At 41.7% G+C, this 25,053-nt stretch carries 16 protein-coding genes; 4 read left to right on the top strand and 12 right to left on the bottom strand.

Annotation, left to right across the window (positions count from 1 at the left end; translation table 11 throughout):
* Nucleotides 1–98 precede the first annotated feature (98 nt).
* The 6 genes from odhB to sdhC form a co-directional block, all read right to left on the bottom strand.
* The gene (odhB, locus tag N475_RS20395; protein ID WP_063356397.1) at nt 99–1,586 is read right to left on the bottom strand and encodes a 2-oxoglutarate dehydrogenase complex dihydrolipoyllysine-residue succinyltransferase; all 1,488 of its coding nucleotides are present in this window, start codon (nt 1,584–1,586) and stop codon (nt 99–101) included.
* 10 nt (nt 1,587–1,596) lie between these two features.
* Complete coding sequence (gene sucA / locus N475_RS20390; RefSeq protein ID WP_063356398.1) at nt 1,597–4,410, bottom strand: 2-oxoglutarate dehydrogenase E1 component; 2,814 nt, start codon at nt 4,408–4,410, stop codon at nt 1,597–1,599.
* A gap of 88 nt (nt 4,411–4,498) precedes the next feature.
* On the bottom strand, nt 4,499–5,224 hold the full coding sequence (locus tag N475_RS20385; RefSeq protein WP_063356399.1) for a succinate dehydrogenase iron-sulfur subunit: 726 nt from the start codon (nt 5,222–5,224) through the stop codon (nt 4,499–4,501).
* Between the two features lie 10 nt (nt 5,225–5,234).
* Nucleotides 5,235–7,007, bottom strand: coding sequence for a succinate dehydrogenase flavoprotein subunit (gene sdhA, locus N475_RS20380; protein ID WP_063356400.1), 1,773 nt, complete (start codon nt 7,005–7,007; stop codon nt 5,235–5,237).
* Nucleotides 7,008–7,355, bottom strand: a complete 348-nt coding sequence (gene sdhD, locus N475_RS20375) for a succinate dehydrogenase, hydrophobic membrane anchor protein (protein ID WP_063356401.1) — start codon at nt 7,353–7,355, stop codon at nt 7,008–7,010.
* Nucleotides 7,346–7,723 carry a succinate dehydrogenase, cytochrome b556 subunit gene (gene sdhC / locus N475_RS20370; protein WP_081215878.1) on the bottom strand — a complete coding sequence of 126 codons (378 nt, stop codon included), beginning with the start codon at nt 7,721–7,723 and terminating at the stop codon, nt 7,346–7,348. Before sdhC ends, sdhD begins: the two co-directional genes overlap by 10 nt.
* 415 nt (nt 7,724–8,138) lie before the next feature.
* On the opposite strand from sdhC, the gene N475_RS20365 reads away from it, so the two are divergent.
* A complete protein-coding gene (locus N475_RS20365; RefSeq protein ID WP_063356403.1) occupies nt 8,139–9,425 on the top strand; it encodes a citrate synthase in 1,287 nt (428 codons plus the stop codon).
* Nucleotides 9,426–9,543: 118 nt separating this feature from the next.
* Here N475_RS20365 and yccX read toward each other — a convergent pair whose 3' ends face one another.
* From yccX to N475_RS20350, 3 genes are all read right to left on the bottom strand, one after another.
* Complete coding sequence (yccX, locus tag N475_RS20360) at nt 9,544–9,810, bottom strand: acylphosphatase (RefSeq protein WP_196765593.1); 267 nt, start codon at nt 9,808–9,810, stop codon at nt 9,544–9,546.
* Nucleotides 9,811–9,990: 180 nt separating this feature from the next.
* On the bottom strand, nt 9,991–12,657 hold the full coding sequence (locus N475_RS20355; protein WP_081215879.1) for a TonB-dependent receptor plug domain-containing protein: 2,667 nt from the start codon (nt 12,655–12,657) through the stop codon (nt 9,991–9,993).
* Nucleotides 12,658–12,882: 225 nt separating this feature from the next.
* Nucleotides 12,883–13,326, bottom strand: a complete 444-nt coding sequence (locus N475_RS20350) for a hypothetical protein (protein ID WP_063356405.1) — start codon at nt 13,324–13,326, stop codon at nt 12,883–12,885.
* A gap of 241 nt (nt 13,327–13,567) precedes the next feature.
* Here N475_RS20350 and xthA point away from each other — a divergent pair, with 241 nt between their 5' ends.
* Genes xthA through rlmA form a run of 3 tightly spaced genes read left to right on the top strand, consistent with a single transcriptional unit; the run spans nt 13,568 to nt 15,837 of the window.
* Nucleotides 13,568–14,377 (top strand): exodeoxyribonuclease III, encoded by an 810-nt coding sequence (xthA, locus tag N475_RS20345; protein WP_063356406.1) that lies wholly within the window; start codon nt 13,568–13,570, stop codon nt 14,375–14,377.
* A 39-nt stretch (nt 14,378–14,416) separates the two neighbouring features.
* Nucleotides 14,417–15,037 carry an energy-coupling factor ABC transporter permease gene (locus N475_RS20340; RefSeq protein WP_063365879.1) on the top strand — a complete coding sequence of 207 codons (621 nt, stop codon included), beginning with the start codon at nt 14,417–14,419 and terminating at the stop codon, nt 15,035–15,037.
* Nucleotides 15,034–15,837, top strand: a complete 804-nt coding sequence (gene rlmA / locus N475_RS20335) for a 23S rRNA (guanine(745)-N(1))-methyltransferase (RefSeq protein WP_063365857.1) — start codon at nt 15,034–15,036, stop codon at nt 15,835–15,837. Before N475_RS20340 ends, rlmA begins: the two co-directional genes overlap by 4 nt.
* Before the next feature lie 61 nt (nt 15,838–15,898).
* On the opposite strand, the gene N475_RS20330 is transcribed toward rlmA, so the two are convergent.
* From N475_RS20330 to N475_RS20320, 3 genes are all read right to left on the bottom strand, one after another.
* A complete protein-coding gene (locus N475_RS20330) occupies nt 15,899–19,672 on the bottom strand; it encodes a PKD domain-containing protein (RefSeq protein ID WP_063356408.1) in 3,774 nt (1,257 codons plus the stop codon).
* A 229-nt stretch (nt 19,673–19,901) separates the two neighbouring features.
* Entirely contained in the window at nt 19,902–21,920 is a 2,019-nt protein-coding gene (locus tag N475_RS20325; protein WP_063356409.1) for a Hint domain-containing protein, read from the bottom strand.
* A 23-nt stretch (nt 21,921–21,943) separates the two neighbouring features.
* Nucleotides 21,944–25,045 (bottom strand): M4 family metallopeptidase, encoded by a 3,102-nt coding sequence (locus N475_RS20320; RefSeq protein ID WP_063365856.1) that lies wholly within the window; start codon nt 25,043–25,045, stop codon nt 21,944–21,946.
* Between the last annotated feature and the right edge of the window lie 8 nt (nt 25,046–25,053).

Below are 25,053 nucleotides of genomic sequence, written 5' to 3'. Positions count from 1 at the left end.
CACGGACTTGTAAGAAAACCCCAGTAAGACCAAAGGCGCAAAAAAAAAGCTGTATGTTGCTTTATTGCACTCATACAGCTTAAGTTTTAATCTTTTGATTAAACGTCTAGAAGTAGACGTGTTGGATCTTCTAGTAATTCTTTAATTGTTACTAGGAAACCAACAGACTCTTTACCATCAATTTGACGGTGGTCATAAGACAACGCTAAGTACATCATCGGTAGAATTTCTACTTTACCGTTTACAGCCATAGGACGCTCTTGGATTTTGTGCATACCAAGAATAGAAGACTGAGGTAGGTTGATGATTGGCGTAGATAGAAGTGAACCAAATACACCACCGTTTGTGATAGTGAAGTTACCACCAGTCATGTCATCAACTGTTAGCTTACCGTCACGACCTTTAAGCGCTAGCTCACGGATGCCTTTTTCAATTTCAGCAACTGATAACTTGTCGCAGTCACGTAGAACTGGTGTTACTAGGCCACGTGGAGTTGAAACAGCGATGCTGATATCAAAATAGTTGTGATAAACGATATCATCGCCGTCGATAGACGCGTTTACTTCAGGGAAACGTTTAAGTGCTTCAGTTACAGCTTTCACGTAGAAAGACATGAAGCCTAGGCGAATACCGTGACGCTCTTCGAATACGTCTTTATATTGCTTACGAAGGTCCATGATTGGCTTCATGTTAACTTCGTTGAAAGTAGTAAGCATTGCTGTCGAGTTTTTCGCTTCAAGAAGACGGTTAGCAATTGTCTTACGTAGACGAGTCATTGGTACACGTTTTTGTGTACGGTCACCAACTGGTGCTGCAGGTGCAGCAGCTGCTTTAGCAGGAGCCGCAGCTGGCTTAGCTGCTGGTGCTTTCAAGAATGCGTCAACATCTTCTTTTGTGATACGACCGCCTTTACCAGTGCCTTTGATTTGAGATGCATCAAGGCCTTTCTCAGCAATTAAACGACGAACTGAAGGAGTAAGAACATCAGCGTTCTCGTCAGATGCAGCAGGTGCTGCGTCAGATGCTGCCGGAGCTGCAGGTGCGCCACCCGCTGAAAGCTTACCGATTACCTGTTCGCCAAGTACTGTATCGCCTTCGGCATGTAGCTGCTCACCCATTACACCGTCTTCAGGTGCAACAACTTCAAGAACTACTTTATCAGTTTCGATGTCAACTAGGTTTTGATCACGGCTTACTGCCTCACCTGGTTGAACGTGCCAAGTTGCGATTGTAGCGTCTGCTACTGACTCTGGAAGTACTGGTACTTTAATGTCCACTTCTTTACCTTCTGATGCTGGCGCCGCTGCTGGCGCTGCTGGTTGTTCATTTGATTGAGCTGGTGCTGCACCGGCAGCACCTATTTGTGCGATTACTTGCTCGCCTAGTACAGTTGCGCCTTCTTCTTCAGAGATTGCAACAATTACACCGTCTTCAGGTGCAACAACTTCCAAAACTACTTTATCAGTTTCGATGTCAACTAGGTTTTGGTCACGGCTTACAGTGTCACCAACGCTTACGTGCCAAGTTGCAACTGTCGCGTCTGCAACTGACTCAGGAAGAACAGGAACCTTAATTTCGGTTGTCATCTCTTATTCCTTATTTCTTAATTGTTAATGCGTCAGCAATCAACGCGTTTTGTTCTTTAGTGTGGGTAGACATGTAACCACAAGCTGGAGCAGCAGAAGCCTGACGGCCTGCATAAGTAAGTTTTGCTCCACTTGGGATAGCTTCCCAGAAATGGTGTTGAGAACAGTACCAAGCGCCTTGGTTCTGTGGTTCTTCCTGACACCATACGAAATCTTTCACGTGCTGGTAACGCGCCATAATTTCATCCATTTCTTTGTGAGGGAATGGATATAGCTGCTCAACACGGACGATTGCAACGTTATTTAGTTCAAGCTTACGACGCTCTTGCAGTAGTTCGTAGTAAACTTTACCACTACAGAACACAACTCGTTCAACATTTTCAGGATTGATTTCGTCAATCTCGTCGATCATGTTGTGGAATACACCATCAGAAAGCTCTTCCAAACTAGAAACCGCCAGTGGGTGACGTAGTAATGACTTAGGTGTCATTACGATCAGTGGACGACGCAGTGGACGCACTGATTGGCGACGAAGCATTGCATAAACCTGCGCAGGTGTTGTAGGAACACACACTTGCATATTATGGTCAGCACACAACTGAAGGTAACGCTCCATACGTGCAGAACTGTGCTCTGGGCCTTGACCTTCGTATCCATGAGGAAGTAATAAAGTCAAACCACATAGACGACCCCACTTCTGCTCACCAGAGCTTAAAAACTGGTCAAACACAACTTGAGCACCATTTGCGAAGTCACCAAACTGAGCTTCCCAAAGTACTAATGAGGTTGGCTCTGCTGTTGCGTAACCATACTCAAATGCAAGTACCGCTTCTTCAGAAAGTACAGAGTCGTAAACTTCAAAGGTGCCTTGTTCTGGACTAATATTTTGTAGTGGCAAGTATGTTGAAGCATCATTTTGGTTATGGACTACAGCGTGGCGGTGGAAGAAAGTACCACGACCAGAATCCTGACCAGTTAGACGAATGTCTGTGCCTTGGTCAACCATAGTAGCGTATGCCAATGTCTCAGCCATACCCCAGTCTAGTAATTTGTCACCCTTTGCCATTGCTTTACGGTCATCGTAGATTTTCTTAACACGAGACTGTGCTTTATGATCTTCTGGGTAAGTCGCAACCTTTTCACCAAGCTCTTTCAGCTTTTCTACAGAAACACCCGTTTCATACGGCGTATCCCAGTCATGGCCAACATATTTAGACCACTCAGAAGAGTGCTTAGTTTCTGGTTGGATTTCGTCAACAACACAAACGCCATTGTCTAGACCATTACGGTATTCATCTGCAAGCTGTTTTGCTTCTTGTGCAGATAACACACCTTCAGCAACTAGCTTATCAGAATATAGCTGACGTGGTACTGGGTGTTTTTTGATCTTCTGGTACATTAGAGGCTGAGTCGCATTTGGCTCATCAGCTTCGTTGTGACCGTGGCGACGGTAACAAACTAAGTCGATTACAACATCGCGCTTAAACTTATTACGGAAATCTAATGCAACCTGAGTTACCAAAGCAACGGCTTCAGGATCATCCGAATTTACATGGAAGATTGGTGCCTGTACCATCTTAGCGATGTCAGTACAGTACTCTGTAGAACGTGTATCTTCAGGTTTAGATGTTGTAAAACCTACTTGGTTATTAACAACAATACGTACCGTACCGCCTACGCCATATGCGCGAGTCTTAGAGAGGTTAAATGTTTCTTGAACAACACCCTGACCTGCGATAGCTGAGTCACCGTGGATTGTAATTGGCAATGCTTTTGAGCCACTTGCACAATTTAAACGATCCAGACGAGCTCTTACAGAGCCCATTACTACTGGGTTTACGATTTCTAAATGAGACGGGTTAAAGGCCAATGCCATGTGAACATCGCCACCTTTAGTACCGAAATCAGAAGAGAAACCCATGTGATATTTAACGTCACCAGAACCCGCAGATTCACCATACTTGCCAGCAAATTCGTCGAATAGCTCTTGTGGGTTTTTACCTAACACGTTTACCAGTACGTTAAGGCGACCACGGTGTGCCATACCAATAACGACTTCTTCTTGACCGCTCTCACCAGCTCTGTGAACAAGTTCTTTAAGCATCGGTACTAGTGCGTCACCGCCCTCAAGAGAGAAGCGTTTTGCACCTGGGAATTTCGCACCAAGGTATTTTTCTAGGCCATCAGCAGCAATCAAGCCTTGTAGTAGGCGAAGTTTGTTTTCTTTGCTGAATTGAGTCTGTGAGAAACCAGCTTCTAAACGTTGTTGTAACCAGCGTTTTTCTTCTGTTGATGTGATGTGCATATACTCAGCGCCAACAGAGCCACAATATGTAGACTTAAGCGCCGCGTATAAATCTTTTAATTTCATTGTCTCTTTGCCACAGGCAAAAGAGCCAACATTGAATTCTTTATCGAGATCCACATCATCTAGATTATGGTAAGCCAGATCGAGTTCTCTAACTCGTTCACGTTGCCATAAACCCAACGGGTCTAGGTTGGCATTCTGGTGGCCCCTAAATCTAAATGCATTAATAAGCTGCAACACACGCACTTGTTTTGCATCTGCCGCACCTTCTGCAGAAACTACTACTTCTCTGTGTTTGTTCTTAGCAAGCTCAGCAAATTGTGCTCTTACATCCGAATGTTTAATATCAACATCAACACCTTCAACTTTAGGTAGTTGATCAAACACTTCTCGCCATTCTTCTGGCACTGAAGCCGCATCGTCAAGATACGCCTCATATAAATCTTCTACATACGCAACGTTGCCGCCGTATAAGTGAGAAGATTCCAGCCATGCCTTCATCACACCTTCGTGCATTTATTAGCCCTTTTCTCTAGCGCAGAAACTTTAACTTAAACGAAAACAAGATGGCATGCATTGCATGCCATCTTAAGATAATTATGCTTTAAACCGAGCGGTTTAATAGCATAGATTTAATGTGTCCAATCGCTTTGGTTGGATTCAAACCTTTTGGACAAACGCTAACACAGTTCATAATACTGTGACAACGGAATACGCTGAACGCGTCATCAAGACCAGCTAAACGTTCTTCTGTTGCTGTATCGCGGCTATCAGCCAAGAAACGATAAGCATGAAGTAGTCCAGCAGGACCGATAAATTTATCTGGATTCCACCAGAATGATGGGCATGAAGTTGAACAACATGCACATAAAATACACTCATAAAGGCCATCAAGCTTTTCACGATCTTCAACTGACTGAAGACGCTCTTCGCCACCTGTTGGCTTATCATTGATCAAGTAAGGTTTTACTTTCTCGTATTGAGTGTAGAACTGGCTCATGTCAATTACCAAATCACGGATTACAGGAAGACCTGGTAATGGGCGAATGATAATTTTACCTTTGCCATTCTTTTGTAGAGCTGACAACGGAGTAATACATGCAAGACCGTTTTTGCCATTCATGTTTACGCCGTCAGAACCACATACACCTTCACGACATGAACGACGGAATGAAAGAGTTGAGTCTTGCTCTTTCAACATTAATAGTGCATCTAGCACCATCATGTCACGCCCTTCTTCAACCTCAAGTTTGTATTCCTGCATACGAGGTGCAGTATCTACATCTGGGTTGTAACGATAAACAGAGAATTCTAAAGTTGCTGTTGCCATCGTTTAACTCCTAGTACGTACGAGCTTTAGGTGGGAATGCTTCACGGGTCGTTGGCGCAAAGTTTACATCACGCTTAGTCATTGACTCGCTCTCAGGGTGGTACATTGAGTGACATAGCCAGTTTTCGTCATCACGATCTGGGAAGTCAAATCTTGAGTGTGCACCACGGCTCTCAGTACGGAAGTTTGCAGCAACTGCTGTTGAGTATGCTGTTTCCATTAAGTTGTCTAATTCTAGACATTCGATACGTTGTGTATTGAATTCAGTCGACTTGTCGTCTAGACGTGCATACTGAAGACGCTCACGGATTTCTTTAAGCTCTTTCAAGCCATCCGCCATTGAATCACCTTCACGGAATACCGAGAAGTTAAGTTGCATACACTCTTGTAAGTCTTTCTTAATTTGTACCGGATCTTCACCTTTACCAATCTCTGAAGTTTCCCAGCGATTGTAACGTGCAAATGCAGCATCGACGTCGTCCTTAGAAGCTTCACCTGTTGACTCAAAGTCTTTCAGGTAAGAACCTAAGAAGTTACCTGCAGCACGACCGAATACAACTAAGTCTAGCAGTGAGTTACCACCTAGACGGTTTGCACCGTGTACAGATACACAAGCGATTTCACCAACTGCGAATAAACCTTCGACAATACGTTCTTTGCCATTTACATCAACGTCAAGTACCTGACCGTTAACGTTAGTTGGCACACCACCCATCATATAGTGACAAGTTGGGATTACCGGAATTGGCTCTTTAGCTGGATCAACGTGCGCGAACGTCTTAGACAGGTCACAAACGCCTGGAAGACGAAGGTTAAGCATTTCTTCACCAAGGTGATCGAGCTTAAGCTTAATGTGGATACCCCAAGGGCCTTCACAACCACGACCTTCACGGATTTCAGTCATCATTGCACGGGCAACAACGTCACGACCCGCAAGGTCTTTCGCGTTAGGCGCATAACGTTCCATGAAACGCTCGCCGTCTTTATTTAGAAGGTAACCACCTTCACCACGACAACCTTCGGTTACTAGTGTACCAGCACCTGCAATACCCGTTGGGTGGAATTGCCACATTTCCATGTCTTGCATGCCGATACCAGCACGCACAGCCATACCTACACCGTCACCAGTGTTAATGTGAGCATTTGTAGTAGATGCATAGATACGACCAGCACCACCTGTTGCAAGTACTACAGCCTTAGATTTGAAGTATACAACTTCGCCTGTTTCGATCTCAATCGCTGTAACACCAACAACATCGCCTTTGTCATTCTTGACTAGATCAAGTGCATACCACTCAGAGAAAACGTTAGTTTTGTTTTTAACGTTCTGTTGGTATAGACAGTGAAGAAGTGCGTGACCAGTACGGTCAGCTGCTGCCGCAGTACGTGCAGCCTGCTCGCCACCAAAGTGCTTAGACTGACCACCGAAAGGACGCTGATAAACACGGCCATTCTCAAAACGAGAAAATGGTAGACCCATGTTTTCTAATTCAGTAATAGCTTCTGGACCTGTTTTAGTCATGTACTCGATAGCGTCTTGGTCACCGATGTAATCAGAACCTTTGACTGTATCGTACATGTGCCATTCCCAGTTATCTTCGTGAGAATTACCTAGCGCTACAGTGATACCACCCTGCGCAGATACAGTATGAGAACGCGTTGGGAATACTTTTGAAATAAGCGCACATGTCTTACCAGACTCAGAAATCGCTAGTGCTGCACGCATGCCTGCACCACCGGCGCCAACAACTACAGCATCAAATTCACGGACATTATATTTCACTTAAACACCCCACAGAACAAACAAACCAACAGCAACGTATGCTAGTGCCATTAGATTCAATACAAAGCCCAAAACTGAACGCATTGTTGAACACTTAACGTAATCAGTTAGTACTTGCCAAAGGCCAATACGAGTATGAACCATTATACAAATTAAGGTAATAATAGTAGCTGCTTTCATCGCTAGGTTGTCAAACAACCCAGACCAAGCTTCATACGTTAATTCAGGAGTTAATGCTAAATAGCCAACAATAAATACAGCATATGCTGCAATGATTAATGCTGTAGCGCGAAGTGATACGTAGTCTTGTACACCATCACGTTTAAGAGTTGCTTGATTTAAGACCATATCCACACTCCACCAAGGATAGCCACGATTACCCATAGAGCGATTGCAATTTTAGCACTTGCATTGCCAGACTCTAATTCTTCCCAATGCCCCATGTCTTGGATCATGTGACGGATACCGCCAATGATATGGTAAGACAATACAGCGAAGGTGCCCCACGCAATAAATTTTGCAACAAAGCCAGTCATAAGCTCTTTTACAAAATTAAAACCTTCAGGAGAAGAGAGAGATTCAGACCACGCCCAAATGACAAATGTCAGCGCGAAGAACAACGCGACACCAGTGACACGATGTAATATCGACGCCTTTGCCGTTGGCGGCATAGATATAGTCGTAAGATCTAGATTTACAGGTCTTTGCTTTTTCACAGTTACTTGCCCATCTTTGCTCGATTAGAGCTTCATCTACTTGTTTTTATCAACCCACTTGCACGACATGCACAAATGGCACACTCTAGATAAACCTGTTTAAACACTTAAAAGATCACTTGCCTGTAAAACTTCGATGTAAAAATAGGTTTACCCACAGACGACACGGTATAAAACCGTTGACAGTATATAAGGCTATCCGTGTTTTTACAATTCTTGTTTAGTTTGAGACGCTTGCGAATTAGCCAATGGTATAATATTTAATCTGCTTAGAATACTTATTATACATTTTTGCATAATTCTTAGAAAAATTGACTTTTCACCCCATTTATAAGTTACAATGATCTGAATTTGCTTAACATTAGTATCACAACATAACAATCAGAATGTTGTTATTTCATAGGAGATAAGATAGATGGCAGATAAGAAAGCCACAGTCCATATTGATGGGCACGACCCAATCGAACTACCGATTCACTCTGGCACAGCCGGCCAAGACGTTATCGACGTTCGTACGTTAGGTGCTCACGGCTTCTTCACATACGATCCTGGTTTTATGTCAACTGGCTCTTGTGAATCATCTATTACTTACATTGATGGTGCGAAAGGTGTATTACTTCACCGTGGTTACCCAATTGAACAACTAGCAGAAAACTCAAATTACATTGAGCTTTGCTACCTTCTTTTAAACGGTGAACTACCAAATAAAGAGCAGCTTGAAAGCTTCTCTGACGAGATCACGCGTAACACGATGATGCACGAAAAAATCGCTGCATTTTTCCAAGGCTTCCGTGTTGATTCACACCCAATGGCGATGCTTTGTGGTGTGGTTGGTGCCCTATCTTCGTTCTACCACGATGACTTGGATATTTCGGACGCAGAGCAGCGTATGCGCTGTGCAACAAAGCTAGTTGCTAAGCTTCCTACAATCGCTGCAATGGCTTACAAATACAATGTAGGTCAACCATTTGTATATCCTCGCAATGACCTAAGCTATGCAGAAAACTTCTTACACATGATGTTCTCTGTTCCAGCTGAAGAATATAAAGTAAGCCCTGTTCTTGCCAAAGCAATGGACCGTATTTTCATGCTTCACGCTGACCATGAGCAGAACGCATCTACATCTACAGTTCGTCTAGCTGGTTCTTCAGGTGCAAACCCTTATGCATGTATTGCTGCCGGTATTGCTTCTCTTTGGGGACCTGCGCACGGCGGTGCAAATGAAGCTTGCTTGAACATGCTTGAAGAGATTGGTTCAGTAGATCGCATCGACGAGTACGTTGCTAAAGCAAAAGACAAGAGCGACCCATTCCGTTTGATGGGCTTTGGTCACCGTGTATACAAAAACTTCGACCCTCGTGCGACAGTAATGCGTCAAACATGCCACGAAGTTTTAGAAGAACTAAACATCCAAGACCCGCTTCTAGACGTAGCAATGAAGCTAGAGCAAATTGCACTGGAAGACCCGTACTTTGTTGAAAAGAAACTATACCCTAACGTAGACTTCTACTCAGGTATCATCTTGAAAGCAATTGGTATTCCAACAAGCATGTTCACTGTAATCTTCGCTATGTCTCGTACAGTTGGCTGGATCTCACACTGGAATGAAATGCTTTCTCAAGCAGGCCACAAAATTGGCCGTCCACGTCAGCTATACACAGGCTATACTGCACGTGATTATGAGGATCAAGGCGAACGTTAATCATCGCTTTAATCAGAAAGAGGGCCTTAAGGCCCTTTTTTTCGCCTCATTTTTAACCACAAAACGATTTCGTACAGTATATTTTACGGTAGTAACAACTCTAATATTTTTAAAATAATTAGAATATCTCAAACCCAGTGTAGCTTTTTTGGTCAATAACCTTTTCAACTACGTTTTCCACTTTGGCCATTGCAGGGCCGCGCTTGAGCCAGCTTGCCATTTCCAACACGCTGCCATCAAACCCGTGCACTACCACCTCAACACTTCTGTCTGGTAGATTTTTAGCATAACCACATAAGCCTAGTTTTGTAGCTATTTGTTTAGTGTGGTAGCGAAAACCAACACCTTGTACAACCCCAGTAATTATGAATTTAGAACATTTCATGTTATTTGAACTCATAAGCAAATATATTTATTAGCTTAGGCCCCAATACAACAGAATTGAAGGTCCCGACACAAATGACCCGAATGCACCTATAAATAGAAACAACGCATCTATTATCAATATAATCCATAAAAAAAGGCCCTAATAGGGCCTTCAGACTGGAAAGTCGTGTCTTTTTATTTAGAACTTATAGGCAAACTTCAAGTACGCTTGACGACCAAGTATACTGTGTGTCTTATTATCTACACCCATAGATTCTGAAGGCGCAAATGGCGCTTCTTCATTGGTTAGGTTAGAGGCACCTACTGTCACAGTAAGCTTTTCATAACCGACGTACGTCACACTTGTATCGATTGTAGTCCAAGAATCGATTTCAAACTTATTGCCCGAGCTATCAGCCAAATCATTGTATGAATTAATATAATTCACGCTTACATTTGCAATCCAATCGTCAAGTGCCCAATCAACACGTGCGTTCCAGCGTAAATCTGGGTGCTGGTACTCTCCATTCTCGTCTTTAACAACGGAGACTGAGTTACCATTTGCATCTGTTTCTACAAGCTCCTCATCGAAACTCATTACATAAGTTACGTTGTAGCCAAACTTAAATTCACCCATCCCTTGTGTTTCAAGCTTATATTCCAGATCGATATCGATACCATCAGTTTTTCTGCCACCAATATTGACGAAAGTATCATTAATCAAAAGTATACGACCTGGTGTACTACCAGTGCTTGGGTTACGAATAACCAAATTTGGATTATCACCACAACAATCTACAAGTTCTTGTGCGCCAATTTTCTTGATTAGATTATCCTGATCGTAATTCCAGTAATCGATACCAATACTAAAGTTATCAGACGCCTGCCAAATAACACCTAAGTTATAGTTAGTTGACTCTTCTGGTTGAAGATTTTTGTTACCAGCAACTTCTGCGGTATACTCAAATGGTTCACAGTCTAGTGGGTCAGCCGTAATTTTACAGCGCTCACGGTCTATAACACTTGGTGATTCATCTGTTTTACCCAAGTGTAACTGCACTAAAGAAGGGGCTCTAAACGCAGTACCCCAAGAACCTCGAACTACCACTTCATCGATAGGAGTCCAACGGAATGCAACTTTTGGATCAGTAGTATTACCAAAATCACTATAATCTTCATATCTCAGTGCAAACTGTAGTTCTAGGTTTTCAGTCGCAGGCACGTTAAATTCAGCAAACAAAGCTGTATTATCTCTATCACCATTTGCTTGTGTCGCTTCAGTACCAAAGATTTCGTTATTCAAATATTGATTATCGGGATTGTCTTCTATTTTTTCATAACGATGCTCCAAACCAAATGCAGCTGCAACATACCCATCTCCAAACTCAAACAACTCGCCAGAAATAGTCGCATCGAATGATTGCATTGTGGAAGCGCCGTAACGTGTCGTTGTCGTCTCGATTTTATCCAATACAGCTTGACTATTCTGACTTGGTTCAAATGGATTCCATTCACCACTATCAATCGCCGCTTGTGCTCTTAGCTTATTCGGGAAACCATCAAAGCCTTTTTCTACTGCACTCGAACGAATTGCAGAGTAGGCAAACTCCCAATCCCACTCTTTAAACTCGCCGCGCATACCCATGACTGCTCGATAGTACTCAGAGTCAACGTCTTTTTTACGATTGCCAATATCCACTGTACGGCGACGCATAGAAATGTCTACGCCATGTAAGAAGTGGTCCGGTAATGCTGCAAGAGGATGATTTGGGTTGTCACCAGCCATGGTCAACTCAGTGAAACTTGGGCTAGCTGCACCTTGAATGAATGTAGAAGTATGCTGTGCAGAGAACTCAGCAAATCCCTCTACTCCATCCATAATTTCTTGTACGCCATTATAGTTAAAGCTGATACGTTCAGTAGATGGAATAAGTGTCATGTGTGGCGCATAATCATATCGACAAATATCACCAATAATCATATTTTCAGGACACTTATCGTTGCCCCAAACGTCTGCAAAGATGGTTTGTCTTACTTTAGTACCATCGTCTTCAACGCGCGTAACTGGAAGCGCATCCCATTGCTCATCTGTAAGTTGGCTTCTTACAACTTCGATACTACCAGGGAAACCAGAGGAGCTTAATGCGTTATTACCACCTCTGAACCTTTGATCTGCGGTAGATGCATAATCTCTGTCTGCATAAAATACGTCGCCACGTTTAAAGTAGTCCAAAGAGAAGTTGTGATGTCCCTTGTCCGTTGAACTACCCCAAAGTAAAGTGAAGTTTTCTTCTTCAGCACCACCGTCTGCCGTGTCGGAAATTTTGCCTGCAACTTCAAATCCATCAATATCATCGCGAAGGATAATATTGATAACCCCCGCAACAGCATCGGAACCATAAGTCGCTGACGCTCCATCTTTTAAAACGTCGATTCTTTTTACTGAAGAAACCGGAATGGTATTTAGGTCAACAAATGACGTTTCGATATCTTTAGCGAATGGACTAACAGCAACACGGCGACCATTAATCAGCACGAGTGTTGATGATGCACCTAAACCTCGAAGCGCAACACTCGAGCCGCCATTTGCAGTATCGTCACTAGAGTTACCTTGTGTACTAAATGTTCCTGCACCAGCAACTGGTAGTTTTTGTAACGCGCCAATCAGATCTGTAGACCCTGTCGCTGCTAAGTCACCTGCAGAAATGGTTTGTACAGGTGATGGCCCCTCTAAATCTGAACGCTTGATATGTGATCCAGTAACTTCAATACGTTCAACCTCAGATTCATTCGCATTTGCTAAATTTGCTCCCCCAAGCAATGCAAAACTAACTGAAGATGCTATTAGCGTAATCCCCTTTTTCATTATCTTTATTCTCCGTAGTGTATAAAACATCTTTTTAACTTTTATAACACACTAAAAAAACAATAAAAACAATAAAAACACCTAAAAGAATTTACATAATTCTAATTTTCCTGTTCATACTTTTCTTCTTTTTGAGCTCATAGGCATAAGAATGACGACTTTACTAAGTTTTACGCAAAAAAAAGCCCAGCATGTTTGCTGGGCTTATGATACTTAACAACGTGTTTAGATAGCAGTATTTCTAACTTCTTTAACAAATTGTTTTACAGGTAAATTGTTACATTTTAAGTTTCTAGCTTGACTACGGTACTTGTGTAAACTCGCTACACCTTCTTTTGCCGCCTTCATGCACAACTCAGTCGCTCTAGATGTGTTTTCTGCTACTAATTTAGCTTTAACTGATTGTTCAGTATTTTGCATTCTCTGCTGAGCTTTCGCGAATGTACGAATATCTTCACCATTGCACTCTACAGAAGGAGAAAAACGAGAAACGAATACGCCCTGTTGAGCACCAAACTTACGTGCTTCGCTAAGGCCTTGGTTTGCCGCGATTTCACATACTTTTGAAATCGTAGATGCATCACTCGCTACAAAACTCTGGCTGCCAGCAGCAAATGCAGAAGTTGAAGCAATAGAAATAAGAGTAGCAATTGAGAGAGACTTAAACATAATTTACCTCGAAAGAACGAATTGGTGCGCATTATATAGTCACTTTCAGTCTTGTAAATGGTAATTTTTAACTTTTCTGATTATTTAATGTACTATTTACATATCAATAAACTCATCGTTCAAACCTGCTAAATTTTGTTCTTTAGTTAACAACTCTCCCCCATCTTCTGACCACATTTTTCCCCTTTCAGACAGACAAAATGATACACTTCCTACATCATTTACTCTCAAAAATAAAAATATGAAAGTTATCTCATTCAACATTAATGGCCTTCGTGCCCGTCTACATCAATTACAAGCTCTCATCGACAAACATCAGCCCGATGTCATCGGCCTTCAAGAGATAAAAGTGCATGATGAAGCATTCCCAGTAGAGGATGTTGAAGCCATGGGCTACCACGTCTATTTTCATGGTCAAAAGGCCCATTATGGTGTGGCTTTACTATCAAAGACGCCTGCTAAATCGATTCAAAAAGGGTTTTCTACGGATACTGACGAAGCTCAAAAGCGTATGATCACAGGTGTGTTTGAAAGCACAAATGGTAATGAAGTAACCGTCATGAATGGCTATTTCCCTCAAGGTGACAATATTGGCCATGAAACAAAATTCCCATACAAGAGACAGTTTTACAAAGATTTGATGACCCATCTCAATACTTACGAAAAGCCTGATAGTAACCTAATCGTTATGGGTGATATTAATATCTCCCCGACCGACAGCGATATTGGCATCGGCGAAGCAAATCGCAAACGCTGGCTAAAAACAGGTAAATGTTCTTTCCAGCCTGAAGAACGAGAATGGTTGAAAACACTGATGGATTGGGGATTCAAAGATACTTTCAGAGAACTAACTCCTGATGTAGATGATAAGTTTTCGTGGTTTGATTACCGCTCTAAAGGGTTCAATGACAACCGAGGTCTGCGCATTGACGTAGTGTTAGCAACAGAAAGCTTAATGTCAGTATGTAAAGAAAGTGACATAGATTATGAACTCAGAGGTATTGAGAAGCCATCTGATCATGCTCCTATTTGGGCAACGTTTGAGATCTAGCTGTTAAACGACAACTGATTATATGGATGGTAGAGCATGATGACATTTATGTTTGCCATATTTGCATTTGCCATGAGCCTAGACAAGGTTCAATACGGTGCGCTTTTTCGCAACTCGCAAAGGCAAATTGGTATTTTAAGCTGTGCGTTAGTAATGGCATTACTATGGCAGGTTCAAGCAGGAATACTGCCCAGCTTAAACATCCATATTTTAGCAGTTACTGCTGTCACATTAGTGCTGGGCTGGCGGTTGTCTTTATTAAGTAGCTTGCTGGCCTCATTACTTTGCTACTTCTTTGCATCATCTGAGATAAACTTTTCGTCATTTTGGCTACTAAATGGAATTCTGCCAGTTTATATCAGTTATGCATTGTTTGTAGTTTGTTATCACTATTTGCCTCGACACTTTTTTATTTATATTTTTGTGTGCGCATTTATATCTGGCGGACTAGTAGCTGCTCTGAAAATTATACTTTCAGCGGTATACTTCTGGTCCATAGGCCTCTATGACTGGCAAGTACTCAAAGACAATTATATGTTTTATTCTGTGATCATGTGGTTTCCTGAAGCAATGCTCAATGGCATGGCTATCACGCTCTTGATCACGTATCGCCCTCACTGGGTGAGAACTTTTTATGATAAGGAATACTTAGATAGATGACCGTAGAATATCGTTGTCCAATATGTTCCGAACCCCTTACCCGTAATGGTAACAGCTTGGGGTGCGCCAACCGTCATCAATTCGACTTTGCAAAAGAGGGTTATGTCAACCTTCTACCCGTACAGTTTAAACGCTCTAAGCAGCCAGGCGATAACCTTGATATGGTGCAGGCTAGACGCGCATTTTTCGCCACTTCACACTATCAATTCCTACAGCAATCGTTGGCAAATTTAATTGCATATAAATCCCCAAATACGGTAATTGACTTGGGATGTGGTGAAGGCTTTTATACACACGCAGTTGCCGACGCATTAGGCACTAACAGTCATGTGTATGGCTTAGATATTAGTAAACCAGCTATTAAGTACGCTGCTAAACGCTATGCTCAGCCAAAATTCAGTGTTGCCTCAAGCAAAGATGCGCCGTTCAATAATGGCTTTGCAGATATCGTACTGAGTATTTTTGCCCCAGTATTCGCAACTGAGTCTGCCAGGTTACTAGATGAGCAAGGCACTCTAATCGTTGTAAGCCCTGGGCCCAATCACTTGTATGAGTTAAAGCAACAGATATATGAAAATGTACACTTACATGATGCGCCAGAATGTCCAGAAGGGTTCAATCAAGTAGAGCAAAACCTTATTCAAGAAGTTCATTCAATCGAAACAGATGTAATATTCCACTTAATTAAAATGACGCCTTTTGCTTGGAAATTTAAACCTTCACATTTTGAGGACCTATCTAAGCAAACACACCATGATGTCACTTTGTCTTTTTTAATTACGCAATTTAAAAAGAACTGATAGTTACTTTACAGAGCCCGATGAAGGTAAGCTTCTATCGGGCTCTGTTTAACTATTTACCTCACGGGTTTGCTTGAGACGCAGAAAACTCAAAGCTTAGCGAGTTTTGTTTTTGCTGCTTCCACTCAAAGTCCAAACCAATATCTGGGTAACCTATCACTTCCTGCTCGACCTCTTCAGTGATAACCCCATTTTCACTCACTTGGAGTCGAATACTATACTCACCACCCAAGTCTCCAATTGGAAAACTAACTATTTCCCCAACAAGGCGCTCAGAGTCAATAAACCAGGTAAACGTTGTATTGCTTGAAACATCTCCTTTGGCTTGCAACTGAAGAATCTGGTTATGCTGTTTTGAGCTAATTTCGTACGTTGGCGTCAAAATACCCACCTGCAACTCTTTTTCAGTTGTAAATACTGTATTTTCATTCAACATTAATGTTAATTGCGCTGTAAAGTTACCTGATTCAAGATAAGTATGTGAAACTGTTGGCTCTTCAGTAGTCACCGAATTACCATCTCCAAATACCCACATATACTTAGCTACAACACCTAGGTCTCTGTGCTCTGCACTAAATGTACAGGTTTGTCCTTGAATATTGCAATTGAGTTTTAACTCAGGGTCTTCTACGTAATCAATTTGTATCTCTTGTTGTTTAACAACAACCCCATCTTTTCTCAAAATAAACTGGATATCTGATGGCTGGCTTGGCAAATTGATTTGTGTTCCCAACTCGTCATACTGATACTCCATACCGTCAATAACCCACACTAACTCGTACCCTTGTGGAAGTGGTTCAGTCAGTGAAAAGGTAAAGTTCATATCCTGTTGAGTAACCTTTACATCTACCGTAGGTATTTCTTGTAGTGATATCGTTTCAAAGTGCGTAAATTGTGTTGCTCCATTACCAATAGACACACTTACAGATATTGGATACTGGCCATATTCTTTAAAATCATACTCAAATGGGGCCAAGTCATCCTTTTCAATCACCTCCCCATTGATCTCCCATTGATATGTAGTGCCTGCAATTGGATTTTCATAATTTAAACTTAGCCGACACAGTGTGCCATTTTGAACACACTGAATATCAAATAAAGGCTCAGCCATCACATTGACTTGCTGCACAATGCGATTTACCTCAACACCATCACGTAATAAAAGCAAAGTGACTTCTGAGCTCTGCTGCATTTGTTTTGTAAATTCATATTCACGGCTGTCTATTGCCTCACCTTCAACAAGCCACCTAAATGAATAAGCATTACTATATTGATTGACTACTGAAAAATTTATGTCCTGATCAACCTGCTTAAACTCAAAGCCTATCGCTGGAGCAATATATTGCCCATGCTGATATACAAACTTAAAATCAACGGTCTGCGCTTGCGTTTCACTTGTACAGCTAGATGTACCTGACTGCTCTCCCAAAACCAACCTCACGACTACTGGGCCTTGACTAAGTTCACCAAATGGCTGGGCTGGCAATGAAATTGTATCGCTAATGTCAGAAGGCAGCGTAATTTCTTCGCCATCAAAATATCCATTTCGATTCAAATCAACGTATGCTTTAATCGAAGCTTCTCCCAAGCTCTGTGAAAGTACTATGCTTAATGGCTCTTGTGAATATACTGAGTCTGTTAATGTCACATGTCCAAATCCGGCTTCTACAGGTACACTTTCTCCATTGACAACAACCGAGTCAGTATAAGCACCAGTACTAGGTTCAGGTTGACAAATTGCCTGATCAATCAAATTGGCAATACGATAAGCTTCTAAATATGTACCGCTTGTTAACTCAGCTAACCAATAAAGTTCATGATCTCCTTCCTCTAGAGTCAAAGTTCCTTGAGCAACATTTTGCCACTCAACCTCACTACTTTGATCCCAATTAAGCAGTACCTCTTCACCTTTTCGTAAAACTAAGCGAGCAACATTGTCTGAAGACAATCGATTGTCTTCCAGCTTGTAAAAAACTTGCCCATAAAGACGTTCAATATTTACGTTTAAAGTACTTTCTTGTTGTGCTTCTGGAATTAGCCCAACCTTTTGAGCAAGCGTCGCAATATGATGCTTATCAGAATCATCGGCAACTTCAACAAGACAATTCGATGCTTCCAACATACCTGTAGTTTCGGTGAAACATGCAGTCATCGCTTTAATTACCAACCCATAAGCTGCTTTCACATTCCAGCCTTCGCTCGTCGCAATTAAATAAAACAGTTTACTAAACGCCCCCGCTCTTTGGTGCGACCCACTAACACGCTCAAAATCCCTATAATCATCAATACTAACCCCGTCACGTCGTGGGTGTTTTACATATCTTGAGTAGGCATTTCTTATTCTCGCATCCCAGCCAATTGCCCAGAAGTACTCATCTTCGCTAGACAGCTTGGAAAATACATCTGTATTTTTCCAATTTAATTCGGACGGCTCTGAAAGCAGATTGCTAAAATAATGATCTTTAACCGCAATCGCAGTGATGTCTGCAAAACTCTCGTGGAAGGCACTTCTTTGCTGTCGATTGCCATCAGAATCGCCGATATCATCAACATCAGAAATTATATTGCCTGTATTCCACTCTAATATCGCGTGCCCAATTTCGTGAGAAACTATATCAATAGAGCTTCCATGAGGGAATGGACTTCCTCTGAAGCCACTTGCATAATTGGTATACTCACCATCCCAACTACTTTGCGCAATATTGCCTGCGTCAGCCCGTTGCTTAATTACATTGAGACAGTAACTACCTCCTTGAGGGCATCGTTCGATTTGCTCAGGGTATAAACTTGTAAAGTGGTGATAGAACAGTTGAGCAGTAACTCCCGCATAAAAATGGGCATCATTAACAGATTTAAAAGCGCCTTTTGATAGATAGTAAATGTATGGGTCACCACTAATTCCATGACTCTCTTCAATACCTTGAGCACACTCATATGCATAGGGAGCTTGTGCACTCCCATAGTAAGTTTCGACTAAATTATTAGCGTATACACATTGACCGTTTTCCAATTTGACCACCATCGGATAACCATCAAATTCGGCAAAAGCGCCTCCCTCTGTATTTCTAAAATAAAGATTGCTCACAATCGGTGCGATTGGATAATACTGTTGAGCTATAGGGTGTGCTTGGGGGAGTTCCGTATTTTGACACTTCTCAGTTGCCATATTTGGTGATTGATGGCAATTGAGGCCTAATTTATAGTTGCCTGTCGTCGTCGCTACTGCATGATAATCAGCTGAGTGTGGAGATAAAAAAGAAGCAGTTGCATTGTACTTCGAGACAACTTTAAGAGAGTGAGCATCAAAGTTAATAAATTTACGCTGATAGCGATTATCTAAAAGCTCAATATTATATATAGGTGACAAGGTTTTATTATCACCCATTGCAATATATTTATTTACATTTCGAATTTCTGACGCATTAATCCCATAATCTTTAGAGACTTTCTCAATTAGCGTTTTGTCATCGTACGGAAATTGCGCTGTGATTGCTGCTTTGGCAAAGTAGCTCGAGCTAAGTATTTCTGGCAAAAGTAATTCACCAGAAACAATTCGTTGTGTGTGATTGTCATCAATACGAATCACAAGGTTGGTATTGAGTACTTTGACATCTCGCCAATAGAGCGCATAGTGTTCTAGCTTTGACTCTTCTGCGATAATAACTGACTTTGTTTTTATATATTTGAATGGCGAAGGATTATTAAGCTCACCCTTATTCAATACGTCGGAGGCTGGGAGTAAATGAGTATTTTTATCTAGATGTTGATACGATAGTTGACTACTCGCCGCTGAGAAGCAAGCAAATAGTGCAACGACACTTCCTAGTATGCGCACTGCCTAATCCTTATTTCGTTAAGTTAACTTCTATTTTACACAACTCACCATTATGTTCTACAGCTATTACTTTAAAAAGTACTTTTTATCTAGTAAAAATTATTAACTTACTTTTTCTATATTAAAATATACTAATTAGCTCAACAGTTAAATTCAAACCATAAATATCGCCTTGGTTTTTATCAAAAAAAAAGCTGGCGTAAAGCCAGCTTTTTCCAATACTTACCTATTATTTAGTTTCTAAACTATTTAGGTAATCTGCGTGCCACTCTTGAGGAATACGCTGTAGTACTTCTTCAACAGTTTCCTTGTGAGTGTCTAGCTCGTTCTCTGTTTGCATTGCTAAGTCACCAACTGACACACCATTTGCAAACATTACGAAAGTTTCACCTGCGTCTTGCTTACCATTAACGCGCGCTAGTTTAAGGTTGTATACGTTGTCTTTATAGTCAACTTTTTCAAACTTAGTGATTTTAGCCGGACCTTTAGCTGTTTGGATTACATCGCCTTCAGCTACATTTAGCGCCCATACCGCTTTACCACCTTCACGTACAAGTGGGTGAGACTCAGTCAACGTTAACGTTTGTCCAAGTTCAGTTGTTAATTTAACCATCGGTAAGTGCTCAACACCTACAGACACATCTACAACTTTAAGAACTTCTGTATTGTCTGGCTCAAACTCACTAGCACCAAGAACTAAATCACCAACGTTGAACGTTTCAACTGCTTTAGATTGCTTGTTCGGCATTAAGATTTGAGTACCCTTAGCTAAACAGCTGAAAGAAAACTGAAGTGGCGCTTGGTCATATCGAGCCATATCTTTTGGTAGTTCTGGCGCTTCTTCAGATGCAATGATGTAAGAAGTGAAACCAGTAATGTAGTTATACTCTTCTTCAGTTGCACCAAAGTATGTCATTGCATCTTGCAAGTTACCCATCCAGTTAACTTCTAGCGCGATGTTCATGATCCAATATGCATCAGCACGACGTTGGAAAATACCTGGACGAGCAAAAAGCGCAGCTTCACGAGGAATATCCCAAGTTAGAGTTGTTACCGGAGACCAAGTAGCTTGGTCAAAACGATAGTCAATTGTGAAATACTGCTCAAACTTCGCTTTCATGTTTGGATTATGTAGCGACAATTTGTCATGGAAAGCTTCTTTTGATTGAATCATCACATCTGTCGGCGGTACGTTTTGCGCGCCTAGCACATCATCTTCTTTAAATAGTACACGAGAGATGTACGTCGGTAATGTAATGCTACCCTTAAATGGAATCGTTACATGCGGGATATTGTTATAGTCACCACCAGCTTGAACCATAGGGTAATCACAATCACCATAGTCACGGTTCAAACAAACCATGATCACACCGTCTTGACCCGCAACGTTTTGCTTGTTTGCATCCGCTTTACGGAAATCTCTTGGGTGATCAACAACGTGTTGGAAAGCGTCAAACTGAGCAATACCCACACCACCTGCTGCTTCAGCGAAGCCCGCTTTAGCCATTACCAAAGGTGCATTTGCAGGACGGTTATTAATAGGTAAACCCAGTTCTTTAGCTAACATACCCAAGATTGCGTGTTTGTCGTACTTAACATCAATCTTTTTCAAGACCTTAGTGCCGTCAGCAAACATTACGTAAGCAGTACCTTTACCATATACTTCTTTCGCGCGGCTAACATGCTCGTAAGCACTTTCAACTGTCGCTTCACCACCTAGCACTTTACGGTTTAAGTTTGAGCCACCGTCACCAAAGAAACGAGCCGTTTGCTGAGTAGTAATTTGCTCGCCTTTTTCATTCACTAACTTGATAGAAAGAATTGTTAAATTCGTAGCCTTAGGCTCAGCATTTAATAAACGGATTTTGAATAGTTTAGAAGCACCTTCACCAACAATGTTAAAACCTAGGTGGCTAAAATATGACTCTAGTTCTGCTTCCGTTGTATCGCTACTGTTGTAACTTCTTACAAAGCGTGCATCTTGTACATCAATTTTTGCCTGAGGAGTATTTAGCTCTTTGAAAAGCTGTGGACTGTTTTTCTCATTCCAACCTGCTTCTTTAAAAATTTTCTCCATCTCAGCAATTGCCTCTTTGCTATCAGGGTCAACGTACTGAACACCTTGTTGTACGTTTAGACCTTGAACGATAGGCGTGCTCACTTTTTTAGTTATTGGTTGTTCGAATGCAGCGACAGATCCAAATGCCAATGCCGAACTAACAGTAAGCGCTAAAAAGCTAAGTTTCATTATATTCTCCTTAATTTATATATTTACTTCACTATTTTAAATTGCATGCTGTCCGCGCCTTCTTGCGGAACGCATGGTACTGCTGAACTACCTTGTTCGTCCGTATATGCAACAACACATACATTCACAGACTTATTAGATAACCTTAATCTTGTGTGGTACTTATTTCTTTCGTTTGTTTCATAGACGCCATCTTTATCAACATCTACCCAAACTTCTGTTTTAATTGGCGAGCCTGCACTACTTGTGGCATTGACTTTGACTCGATTCAAACACCCATAACTGTAGTTACCCCAGTAATTAACCGTGTCGTTATCTTTAATACCGTCAAAGGTTTCATTAACCCAGCACCAATAGCTGTAATCCATTGTCACATCAACATCAGTTATCGTAACGACTTCTGGTGGCGTGACATCCTCAAGTACAATTGTTTGCTTGATGGTATGGATCGCACCATTGTTAAGCGTCAAGGCCATGTAAATATCGTGGGTACCAGCCTGTGCAAATGTATAACTCCAATCCCCTTTTAGATCCTGAGGTTGGTGCCAAACTCGCTCTACATTCCAACGTAAATCAATGATGTCCAATGCACCTATCTGTGGTGTCAAAGTTACTTTCAGTGGGTCTTGTTGCGATACGTTCACATCAAAAGTTACACCATCAGGTAAAGACTCTACGTGGACGCGCTTTGTAGCAGTGAATTGCGCATTTAAGCTATCTAAATACAAGTCCACAGAGACATCAAACTGACCATATTCACGATAGTCAAATGTGAACACTTCATTTGTATAGCGTGTGGTTTTAGTATCGAAACTGTCACCGAAACTCCACAAGTAACGAGGAGATGCCGTTAGCTCATCATGTTGTACAGAGAATTGACATTGAGTCTGTTGTACAGTACAGCTGAAGTTTAATCTTGGTGATGCGATAGGCGTTATATTTTGCTCAGAGCTTTGAACAACTTGACCATTAGATAGCAAATCAACACGCACTTTGGTTGTATCGGTCATTTGACGCGTAATTACAGCTGTATTTTGAGCTACTTGCTGATCATTGAAATACCAGTTATATGTTGGATTTTCTACACCAGTGCTTGATGCTGTAAGCGTAATAGAGTCATTCACTTGTTGATGTGTAAACTCAACTGTCTTAACATCACTGCCCTGAACAAAATCAACCAATAAATCGACAACCTGACCCGTCGTTGTTTTCGCACAACCGCTTTGCTTTGCATCATCAACTCGGATACGAAGTAGCATAGGGCCTGCTTCAACATGCTGGAAACTACTGAAGTCAAAATTGATATCCGTTGTCACACTACTCTGAGAAAGTAACAGTTCGTTACTAAGTAGGTCTGTTTTTTCTTCGAACACGCGATTTCGATTAAAATCAGCGTACACATTTACGTGGCGATTACTTAACTGTGTATTAAACTCTGCTCTGAACTGGTTTAATGAATAGACAGGCTGTTGTAACGAAGCAAATGTATAGCCCGAATTTGCATTAACTTGTTGACCATTTATGGTTAAGCTCGATAAAGCAACTGCCGCTGTTTCAGGCACACACCTTGGTGTATCTGCACCATAGACGATTCTATACGCATTCTTTTCTTGCCCATTAGTGAGACGTAACCTTAACTCAATGATGCTTTCACCTTGGTCTAAAACAACGTTACTACTTTTAACTGATGAGTAGCTTCCTTGACCGTTATTTTTTGCCCAATCTATTTTTGTGACGCCGTTAACTAATACTTTTAACGTGTCAACTTGACTGTAGCTAAAACTACGATCAGTAATGTCGTACTTTGCTTCATCTAGCAACCTTGCAATATCAAACTGCAAGTTATCAACACCTGAGTTGCTTGGCGTTACACCAACTTGCTGAAGTAACGTACTAACCAATACAGGATCGTTAGCGTGTTTTACTAAACAGAATCCAGCATGGTCAATGTCACTATTGGTGTTGAAACACTGCTTCGCTGCACTAAGAACTAGTTTGTATGCCTTGGCAATGTCCCAACCTTGCTGCTTGCTCAATAGATAAAAAAACTTGCTTAGCACGCCAGACTTTTGGTGTGGCCCAGAAGCCTCTTCAATATCTCTGTAATCATCAACACTGATCAAATCGAATCTTGGGAAATTGACATATCTAGACGGCATGCCGTTAAAGTTACGATCCGCTGCAAACCACCATTTTTTTTCGTTGTCATTTTGCCATGACAAGCCAAACGGAGTGTCTTGGAACGCATTTGTCGTCGCTTGTAAATTTTTGAAAAAATAATCTCGCGCGGCGAGCGTAGTCATATCTGAAAAAGCTTCATGTACCGCTGACTGTTCACCACCACTGTATTGTAAATCGCTGTTCCATGTTAACAATGCATGACCAATTTCATGAGATACAATGTCAAATGAGCTACCGTGTGCAAATTGGCCAAAAGCATTACCACCAGCTGCCAAATTTACGTAAGTCCCATCCCAACTACTGCTATATGTTTGACCATCGACTGAGTAGTTGACTCGAAGTTGCATTTGGTTGATACAATATTGCGCATTCCATGTAGGGCACAGAGACGTTTGCTCTGGGTATAACTCAGAAAAATAGTCAACAGCCATTTGCATGGTAACACCAGCAAATAGGTGCGCATCATTTTGCGGTTGGAATGCCCCGCTCACGATGTATTTATAAAGCATGTTACTGTCGTCATAGCTCTCTTCATTGCCATTTGGGCAGTCATACGAATACGTTGTGAAGTCTTCAGGTGCAACATTACGCTCTGCAATAATCGTATTTACTAATTCATTGCGTAAGTAGCATTTCCCCTGTTCTACTTCAACCACCATTGGGTATCCATCAAACGCCGTAAACGATTTCGATTGCGGGTTTCTATATACCAGATTGTTCGTTGTCGGTGGAGTTGGAAATTGTGCATCAATTCTTGGATTTGTTGGCGGCACAAATTGGCTGCACTTGTCAGCCTTATTAGTTACCAAGTCAGTACCAGGCGCATGGACACAATTGATACCCATTGTCGCGTTTCCTGTAAATGCAGGTACAGCTTGATATTGAGTGGCCAGTGCAGGCAGAGCAGCAATCGCAAAGCTCGCAGCACAAGTTAGGTGTTTCACACTATTCT

This window comes from Pseudoalteromonas luteoviolacea DSM 6061 (assembly GCF_001625655.1).
In the GTDB taxonomy this organism is placed as follows: Bacteria; Pseudomonadota; Gammaproteobacteria; order Enterobacterales; family Alteromonadaceae; genus Pseudoalteromonas; species Pseudoalteromonas luteoviolacea.
Note: the sequence above shows the minus strand (reverse complement) of the source record. Positions and strands in the feature narration are given on the sequence as shown.

Coding starts and splice junctions, on each gene's coding strand:
- N475_RS20325 (WP_063356409.1), bottom strand. CDS start 21,920: ATGAAACTTAGCTTTTTAGCGCTTACTGTTAGTTCGGCATTGGCATTT.
- N475_RS20340 (WP_063365879.1), top strand. CDS start 14,417: ATGACATTTATGTTTGCCATATTTGCATTTGCCATGAGCCTAGACAAG.
- N475_RS20365 (WP_063356403.1), top strand. CDS start 8,139: ATGGCAGATAAGAAAGCCACAGTCCATATTGATGGGCACGACCCAATC.
- sdhD (WP_063356401.1), bottom strand. CDS start 7,355: ATGGTCTTAAATCAAGCAACTCTTAAACGTGATGGTGTACAAGACTAC.
- N475_RS20350 (WP_063356405.1), bottom strand. CDS start 13,326: ATGTTTAAGTCTCTCTCAATTGCTACTCTTATTTCTATTGCTTCAACT.
- rlmA (WP_063365857.1), top strand. CDS start 15,034: ATGACCGTAGAATATCGTTGTCCAATATGTTCCGAACCCCTTACCCGT.
- N475_RS20385 (WP_063356399.1), bottom strand. CDS start 5,224: ATGGCAACAGCAACTTTAGAATTCTCTGTTTATCGTTACAACCCAGAT.
- xthA (WP_063356406.1), top strand. CDS start 13,568: ATGAAAGTTATCTCATTCAACATTAATGGCCTTCGTGCCCGTCTACAT.
- N475_RS20355 (WP_081215879.1), bottom strand. CDS start 12,657: ATGAAAAAGGGGATTACGCTAATAGCATCTTCAGTTAGTTTTGCATTG.
- odhB (WP_063356397.1), bottom strand. CDS start 1,586: ATGACAACCGAAATTAAGGTTCCTGTTCTTCCTGAGTCAGTTGCAGAC.
- sucA (WP_063356398.1), bottom strand. CDS start 4,410: ATGCACGAAGGTGTGATGAAGGCATGGCTGGAATCTTCTCACTTATAC.
- yccX (WP_196765593.1), bottom strand. CDS start 9,810: ATGAAATGTTCTAAATTCATAATTACTGGGGTTGTACAAGGTGTTGGT.